Source organism: Streptomyces sp. NPDC001832 (assembly GCF_040297265.1).
GTDB lineage: Bacteria > Actinomycetota > Actinomycetes > Streptomycetales > Streptomycetaceae > Streptomyces.
Genome location: NZ_JBEOYU010000084.1, coordinates 1 through 4,974, shown reverse-complemented (window position 1 = coordinate 4,974; position 4,974 = coordinate 1). Strand labels below are relative to the sequence as shown.

At 69.3% G+C, this 4,974-nt stretch carries 4 protein-coding genes and 2 pseudogenes; 4 read left to right on the top strand and 2 right to left on the bottom strand.

The genetic code is table 11. The features are described 5' to 3' along the window. Positions 1-286, top strand: a pseudogene (locus ABT115_RS30605) (hypothetical protein); the annotation flags it as partial. Between the two features lie 76 nt (positions 287-362). Beyond that, positions 363-584: a hypothetical protein gene (locus tag ABT115_RS30600; protein WP_351796705.1), complete on the top strand. Its 222-nt coding sequence runs from the start codon at positions 363-365 to the stop codon at positions 582-584. 22 nt (positions 585-606) lie between these two features. On the opposite strand, the pseudogene ABT115_RS30595 reads toward ABT115_RS30600, so the two are convergent. Continuing rightward, positions 607-1,614 (bottom strand): annotated as a pseudogene (locus tag ABT115_RS30595) (AMP-binding protein). After that, on the bottom strand, positions 1,611-3,287 hold the full coding sequence (locus tag ABT115_RS30590) for an AMP-binding protein (RefSeq protein ID WP_351796702.1): 1,677 nt from the start codon (positions 3,285-3,287) through the stop codon (positions 1,611-1,613). Before ABT115_RS30590 ends, ABT115_RS30595 begins: the two are co-directional and overlap by 4 nt. 142 nt (positions 3,288-3,429) lie before the next feature. Between ABT115_RS30590 and ABT115_RS30585 the strand changes: the two genes are divergently transcribed. Continuing rightward, positions 3,430-4,272: a LuxR C-terminal-related transcriptional regulator gene (locus tag ABT115_RS30585; protein ID WP_351796699.1), complete on the top strand. Its 843-nt coding sequence runs from the start codon at positions 3,430-3,432 to the stop codon at positions 4,270-4,272. A gap of 168 nt (positions 4,273-4,440) precedes the next feature. After that, positions 4,441-4,866 carry a cold-shock protein gene (locus ABT115_RS30580; protein WP_351796696.1) on the top strand — a complete coding sequence of 142 codons (426 nt, stop codon included), beginning with the start codon at positions 4,441-4,443 and terminating at the stop codon, positions 4,864-4,866. Positions 4,867-4,974 lie beyond the last annotated feature (108 nt).

Genomic DNA, 4,974 nt, shown 5'->3' with positions numbered 1-4,974 from the left:
TCGGGGCACTCAACGTTCTACGGGCCGGGCTGGTCCGTCGCAACGCCAACCAGGCATAGCGAGAAGCCACCCCGTCCACGGGGTGGAGGAGTCACGGAACGCGCCGTACTACGCACGCCTCGGCTTCCGCACGCTGGGCGTAGCCGAACTCACCGACGGGCTGACGAAGATCAGGGCGGAGGAGGCGGAGCACGGCCTGGACCGCTGGCCGAGGGTCTGCATGCGGCGCGAGATCCCGCGCGCCGGAAACGACCTGTACCTCAGCGGAACCGACCGACAACTGTAAGTGCAATCGGTCACGTTCGGGCCCAGGGCCACAAATGTTCGGCCGGTTGTCAGTGGCGGGCTTTAAGGTAGGGAACATGGCTTTAACTCCACGGAACACACCACCTGTCGACCCGCCGCGCACGACCCGCCCGACGCCCCCGTCCGCCGCCGAGGCGAACGAAGCGATACGGGCCCTTGTCGACGCTCGAGCCGGACAGGACTGGTCCTCCGTGGAGTCCGCAGCCTACGAGGTGCTGCTGATCGAATGGGCGGCCGCGACCCGGGGCGCTTCCGCCGACATCATCGAGGCCGCCTGACAGCGCCCGGGGCGATCCGGTCCTACTGGCCGCAGCCCGCCCGCAGTTCGATCTTCCGAACCTTCCCGCTGACCGTCATCGGGAAGGCCTCCAGGATCTGCAGCTGCCGCGGAATCTAGTAGTGCGCCAACTGCTCGCGGCAGTAGCCTGTCACCTCTTCCAGGGTCGGCGGGTTCGCCGGGTCCCTCGGGATGACGCAGGCCAGGATCTCCGCGCCGTAGGTGTCGTCCGGTACGCCCACCACCTGCACATCTGCGATCTTCGGGTGGCCGTGGAGGAACTCTTCGATCTCCCAGGGATATACGTTCTCACCGCCGCGGATGATCATGTCCTTGATCCGGCCGACGCAGACAGACCCGGTCCTGTTCGGTGTAGGCGACCAGCTCCCCCACGAAGTAGCCATTGTTGAGGATGCTGTGGTGGGAGAGGGTGACGCCCTTGGGGAAGCCGGTGGTGCCGGAGGTGTACTGGATGTTGATCGGGTCGTCGCAGGGCAACTCGGCTTCCCGGCCAGCAAGTTGCTCCGCCGTCACAGCTCCGGACATGGCCAGCAGCTCGTCCCAAGACGGGTCACCGATGTAGTGCGCGGCGCGCAGGGCTGGGCAGCCCGCGCGGCCCTGGTCGACCAGGCGCGGTAGTCACTGGTGCGATGCGAGAGCGAAGCGATCAGGAGGGAGATCCCGGCCTGCTTCAGCACGTACTCCAGCTCGTGCGCCCGGTAGGCCGGGTTGAGGTTGACCATGACGGCGCCGATGCGGGCGGTGGCGTACTGCACGAGCACCCACTCGGGGCAGTTGATCGCCCAGATCCCCACCCGGTCCCCCTTGGCCACCCCCGACGCCATCAGCGCTCGCGCCAGCTCGTCGACCGCCGTGCCGAATTCGGCGTACGTCCAGCGTCGCCCCGATGCGACGTCGACGAGCGCCTCGCGCTCACCGAACGTCTCGACCGCGCGGTCGAGATTGCGTCCTATGGTGTCGCCGAGCAGTGCCGTGGTGCTGGTGCCGTGCGCGTAGGACTGCTTGCTCAACGCAGATCCCCCTCGTCGTACTCGGTGCCGGTGCCCTGGGCCGTGCGCTCGCGCAGTTCTATGCGGCGGATCTTGCCGGAGACGGTCTTGGGCAGCTCGGCGAACTCCAGTCGGCGGACCCGCTTGTACGGGGCGAGGACGGCCCGGGAGTGCTCGAAGAGCACCTTGGCCGTGTCCGGTCCGGGCTCCCAGCCCTCCGCGAGCACGATGTACGCCTTCGGCACCGCGAGCCGTACCGGATCGGGGGCCGGGACGACGGCGGCCTCGGCGACCGCCTCGTGCTCCAGCAGGGCGCTCTCCAGCTCGAAGGGCGAGATCTTGTAGTCGGATGCCTTGAAGACGTCGTCGGCGCGGCCGACATAGGTGATGTAGCCGTCCTCGTCGCGGGAGCCGATGTCACCGGTGCGGTAGTAGCCGCCCGCCATGGCCTGGGCGGTCCGGTCCGGGTCGCCGTGGTAGCCGGTCATCAGACCCACCGGACGGTCCGACAGATCGAGGGAGATCTCACCCTCGGCCGCGCCGGGCTCACCGGTGACCGGGTCGAGGAGTTCGACCTTGAAGCCGGGACTGGGCCGGCCCATCGAACCGGCCTTCAGCAGCTGGCCCGGGGTGTTGGCGACCTGGACCGAGGTCTCCGTCTGGCCGAAGCCGTCCCGGATGGTGACGCCCCAGGTGCGCCGCACCGTCTCGATGACCTCCGGGTTCAGCGGCTCACCGGCCGCGACGACCTCGCGCGGCGGGGTCTTCAGCTGGGAGAGGTCGGCCTGGATCAGCATCCGCCAGACAGTGGGCGGGGCGCAGAAGCTGGTGACGCCCGAGCGGTCCATCTCGGCCATCAGCCGGCCCGCGTCGAAGCGGGTGTAGTTGAAGATGAAGACGGTCGCCTCGGCGCTCCAGGGTGCGAAGAGATTCGACCAGGCGTGCTTGGCCCAGCCGGGCGAGGAGATGTTGAGGTGGACGTCCCCGGGCTTGAGGCCGATCCAGTACATCGTCGACAAGTGGCCCACGGGGTAGGAGACATGTGTGTGCTCGACGAGCTTGGGGCTGGCGGTCGTACCGGAGGTGAAGTAGAGCATCAGCGGCTCATCGGCGTCGGTCTCCCGGTCCGCCCCGAAGGTCTCCGGCTGGTCGTCGGCGCCGGTGTACGACAGCCAGCCGGGCACGTCGGCGCCGACCGAGATCCGGGTGTAGTCGCCGGGCACCTCGTCGAACTTGGCGGTGTCGGTGTCCCGTACCAGGACGTGCCGGACCCGTCCGCGCTCCACCCGGTCGCGCAGGTCGACCGGGCCGAGGAGCGGGGTGGCGGGGATGACGACGGCGCGCAGCTTCATGGCGGCGAGGGCCGTCTCCCACAGCTCGACCTGGTTGCCGAGCATGACGAGGATGCGGTCCCCGGCCCGCACTCCCTGGGCACGGAGCCAGTTCGCGGCCTGGTTGGAGCGGGCGGACATCTGGGCGAAGGACACCTCGGTGCGGGCGCCGTCCTCCTCCACGATGTGCAGGGCGGTGCGGTCGTTGTTCTCGGCGATGGCGTCGAACCAGTCGAGCGCCCAGTTGAAATGGTCGGTCCGGGGCCAGCGAAAGCCCTCGTAGGCCGCGTGGTAGTCCTCGCGGTGCTGCAGCAGAAAGTCCCGGGCGGCCCGGAACGTCTCCGTCGCGCTGGTTGCCGACATGTGCCCTCCTCTTTGCGGACCGGACCGGTCGCTTAACATGATGTAAACAGTGATCCAGGTCTCACCACCCCCGAACGGGGGTACAGCGAACACGGCTGTCGAGCCCCGCAGCCGGGCAGGGACCAGGCAGAGAGGCGGCAGCGTGCCGGAGTCCGTCGATGCGGTCGAGATGCAAGCAGCGCTGCTGCGGCTGCGCCGGGCCAGTGGGCTGCCCGTGGCCTTCGGTGGGCTGCTCTCGGATGCCCGGCATGCCCGGATCGCCGAGTTGCACGGTGCGCAGACCGCCGTCCTGCGGGGGCTCGTGATCTCGGCGGGCAGCGGGCTCGGTGGCAAGGCGATCGCCCTGTCCCGGCCGTGCACGGTGACCGACTACCGCTCCTCGCGCCATATCAGCCACGAGTACGACATGGCGGTGGCGGCGGAGGGCCTGCGCTCGGTGGTCGCGGTGCCCGTCGTCGTACGGCGTAAGGTACGCGGCGTGCTGTACGGGGCGCTGCGAGAGCCGCTCTCGCTCGGGGACCGTACGTTCGACGCGGCGGTCGCCGCTGCCCGCGATGTGGAACAGACCCTGGTCGTACGGGACGAGGTGCAGCAGTTCCTGGCCGTGGCCCGGGAGCAGGTCACAGACCCGAGGGCGGCGCCGGAGGCCTGGGAGGACGTCCGCGAGGCCCATCGCGAACTGCGTGCCCTGATCCCGAAGATCGTCGACCCGGCGCTGCGCGACGAGTTGCTCTCGGTGTGCGGGCGGCTCGCCTCGGCGGCCGGGGCCCGCGCGCCGAAGCCCTGCGGGGTGCACCTGGCGCCGCGCGAGGTGGACGTGCTGGCCTGCGTGGCGGCGGGGACGACGAACGCGGTGGCGGCGGAACGGCTGGGGCTGCGGCCCGAGACGGTGAAGGGGTATCTGCGCTCGGCGATGCGCAAGCTGGGCGCGCGCACACGTCTGGAGGCGGTGGTGGCGGCACGGCGGGCGGGACTGCTGCCGTAGTGCGAAGGCGGGGGCTCAGAAGCTGTTGTCCAACCCCCGCCGGAAGCCCTGGCCCGCTCCGGGCGATTCCCCGCGATCGGGTCGCGCCGCCGACTGCGCAGGGCTATTCTCCGCTCGAGCCATGTGTGGCAAATGGGCAAGGGGCCCGGAACTTTCTTGGGGGTCGGTGTGGTTTCTGGTCGCGTGGTGCGGTTCGACGGCGCACGGGGATACGGCTTCATCTCACCCGATCACGGTGGTGAGGATGTGTTTCTCCATGTGAACGACATGTTGATCCCGGAGTCCTACGTACGCACGGGTACGGCGGTCGAGTTCGAGATCGAGGACGGTGACCGCGGGCTGAAGGCGTCATCCGTCCGGCTCGCCGAGGGTCCCGACGGGAAGCCGCTGACACCTCCCAGGCCCGCTGTGGTCCACGTTTCCCGGGCCGCGGACGACGACGCCTTGTGCGATGTGCTCAGTGCGGCCGAGTACACCAAGGAGGTGACCGACGTCCTGCTGGAGTCGGCACCGTCGCTGACAGGGGCTCAGATCCTGCAGGTCCGGAGCGGGTTGCTGCAGTTCGCCAAGAACCACGGCTGGACCGAGGGCTAAGACCGACCGGCAAATGGGGGGTGGGAGAAGGAGCGGGGCTGGGTGCGTGCAGCTGCAAGGCGGAGGATTGAGCCAACGCGGCGCGTTGGTGATTGACGACAACGCGGC

Excerpts from the sequence above, each read along its gene's own strand:
- ABT115_RS30590 (WP_351796702.1), bottom strand. The coding sequence starts at position 3,287 with ATGTCGGCAACCAGCGCGACGGAGACGTTCCGGGCCGCCCGGGACTTT.
- ABT115_RS30600 (WP_351796705.1), top strand. The coding sequence starts at position 363 with ATGGCTTTAACTCCACGGAACACACCACCTGTCGACCCGCCGCGCACG.